The organism is Tenacibaculum sp. 1_MG-2023 (assembly GCF_030547425.1).
Taxonomy (GTDB): Bacteria; Bacteroidota; Bacteroidia; order Flavobacteriales; family Flavobacteriaceae; genus Polaribacter.
This window is the reverse complement of sequence record NZ_JAUORH010000044.1, coordinates 1-3,123: the sequence shown is the minus strand read 5'-3', so window position 1 is coordinate 3,123 and position 3,123 is coordinate 1. Positions and strand designations below refer to the sequence as shown.

Sequence of the window (3,123 nt, the reverse complement as noted above, 5' to 3'; positions counted from 1 at the left end):
TCTACAGCTGTTAAAGTGATTCTACCAGAATCATCTCCTGAACATAAACTAGCCTCGGCTACTGCCGTGAAACTAGGGATAACAGGATTCTCAACAGTAATCTGTTTCATCTCAGAACACCCTGAAGTTACATCAGTAACTGTTACATTATGTACTCCTGGTGATAATGATCCTACATTTACAGTTGTTGCCGGTGAAGTGATAGTTCCTGCTGTACCAGTATCAAATGAATAATCATAATTCCCTCCTGTACCAGAAGTGATATTTATTTCTATTTGTCCATCATTTCCAGGGACACAAGTAGCGTTTCCTGTAGGTCTCAAATCAAAGTCTATATCTGGATGAACTATTACTCCATTCAGAGTGTCAGTACAACCATTTGCATCTCTTACAACAACATCATAACTACCCGGTGTTAATCCTTCTGCTATATAAGTCGTATTAGTCGTTGGAGAAGTAAATGTAGTTCCTCCATCTACAGAATAACTATATGGAGCTGTACCATTATTAACATTAATAGTTATTGTTTTATTTACATCGCAACTTGCTGGAGTTGCTGATACGATATTAGGTGAAGGGCTTAAGTTTAAAGCTACGGTACCTAAACTTATAGGACCACACCCATTAGTATCTTCTACAAAAGCTTCAACAGTTATTGGAGTCCCTGTAACTGTTCCTGCTGATATAGTAATTGCATTACCCGAAATAACTCCTGTTCCGTTTGTTACAGTAAAAGTATAAGTGTAACCAGGGAATCCTCCTGTTACGTTTTCTATTCTTACTAAACCATCCACAGTACAGGTAATATCTCTTACCTTGGTAACTTGACCAGAAATTTGTGTTCCTTCAATTATTTCAACATCTTGGGCTCCAAATTCACAAGTTCCCGCATCGTTAGTTAATACTATGTAATACGTTCCTGGTGCCAAGTTATTAACAACTATATCAGCAAATCCTGTTTGCGAAACATTTGTGTACGCAGCTGAAACTGGACTTCCTAAATTCGTTACTAAGTCTCTCTCGTATAATGTCCAAGTAAAATCATTAGATAAATCTCCGCTTGTATTATTAATTGAAAATGTTATTTGACCTGAATTGGTTCCAAAACATGCTTGATTATTTACAGTACTCGTTATTGGTACAGTAGGGGTAAAATCATCATAAATATTTTCGTTATTCTTTTTTATACACCCTGTAGCATCTCTAACATAAAAATCATAATCTACACCTGGTATTAAGCCTGTGTATGTTTTAGTTCTAGTAGGGTCTCCTAATGTACCATTATCAGCAAGATCAGCTGGTTGCCAACCAGATGGTGAATTAATCGCAAATTCAAAAGGTCCTGTACCATCTAATGCCTCAACAGTTACTGTTAATCCTACTGAACAATTACCTGGTGTTACAATAGGGTTTACGATAAGACCAGTTACATTATAAGGTATTTCATAAGGTCCATAAGCTTCTAAACATAAAGTTGTTCCAGAACCATCAATAATTTGTAAAGCTGGTTGCACTATATCTCCAGAATTTAGTCCTCTAATTTGACCATTAGTAACCGTAAAATCTGTCCAAGTAGCTCCGTTATCTAAACTATACTGTAATGTGTTAGGTAAATAATCATTAGGATTGATATTTATAAAATCAAAACCTGTCTGAGATGCATCTACCGCACAGTTTGGTGGTAAAACATCAGCTAAATCCAATACAATTGCTGGTGGATCTGTTAATGGTATAACTTCTGTATCTGCACAACCTAAAGCATCTGTAATCGTAATTGTATAGGTATCATTTCCAGCTAAATTATCAAAACTAATATTTGAACCTACAAAATTATTAATTGTATTTATAACTCCTCCACTATTAGAAATGGTTATTGTATGTGGCGATTCTCCTGTATTAGCTGCTATAGCAATATCAATACTACCAGTATCACCATTACAAGTTGGTTCATTCACAGTAGCGGTAATATCAACAGGTGTAGTTGTATCTATAATTACATCTTGTACTATATAGGTACAGTTTGCATCATCTCTCACATATACATCGTACGTACCAGGAGCTAATCCAGTAATCGGATTTGTTGCGTTAAAAGTTCCTGCTCCTGAGCCATTTGTTACCACAGAAAATTCATAGCCTACTCCTGAACCTCCAGAAGGATTCACTAAGATTTCTCCTGTTGGCGTACAACTAGCATTTGTTGGTGTTGCAGTTGCTAACAGTTCTGGATTAATTATTTCTGTAACATCTGTAAAACAGCCTTTACCATCTTGTACTCTAATAGTATGACTTGCTGGAGATAATCCTGATATCGTAAACGGATTAGAGCTTACCGGAGTAAAATTAGTACCTCCGTCTAAACTGTATGAATAATCACCATTTCCTGTTAAAACAGTTACTACTATTTCTCCATTTGTACCATCATAGCACTGAGCTTCTGCAGTAAAAGTTACTGCTTGCGATGGGTTTATTACTACAGTTACTGGTGCTGAATCACAGCCTAAACGATCTGTAGCTACTACTGTATACGTTCCTGCTGCTATATCTATAAACTCTGTCGTAGTCGTTCCTACTGATGTTCCTCCATTATCAAATAATTCATAACTAAATGGTGCGCCATTTCCTCCGCTTCCATTTGGTGTAATAGTAGCTCCTGTTGCTGGTACACAAGTAACCTCTTTTGTTACTGGTGCTACTACTGTTACTGCACTTGGATCTGTTAAGGTAGCACTTACTGTTTGCTCACATGCTGCAATTCCTCCTACTGGACGAACTTCAATTGTATGTGTTCCTGATGTAAAGTTTGGTATAACAAATGGATTATTTCCTGAAGTACTTACCCAAGTTGCTCCTACTTTATATTCAAACTCGGTTGGTGTTGATGATGGAAAACTTACTTCTACTTCTATACTTCCATTATTGTCTCCTAAACATGTAGGGTTTGTCGTATTTATTACTGCTGCTGTAAATTCTTGATCTGCTGCTACTGTTACCAATACATTTTCTGTACAGTTACTTCCATAATCTACAGTTACTGTATGAGCTCCTGCTGCTACATTATTAAAAATATTAGCATTTGCTCCTGTTTGTGCTGCGGCTCCATCTAATGAATAGGTGTAACTAGCA

1 protein-coding gene is annotated in these 3,123 nt (G+C 36.6%); it reads right to left on the bottom strand.

The window, feature by feature from the left end; genetic code table 11:
• On the bottom strand, positions 1–3,123 hold a 3,123-nt coding region (locus Q4517_RS15355), incomplete at both ends, for a hypothetical protein (RefSeq protein WP_303511275.1).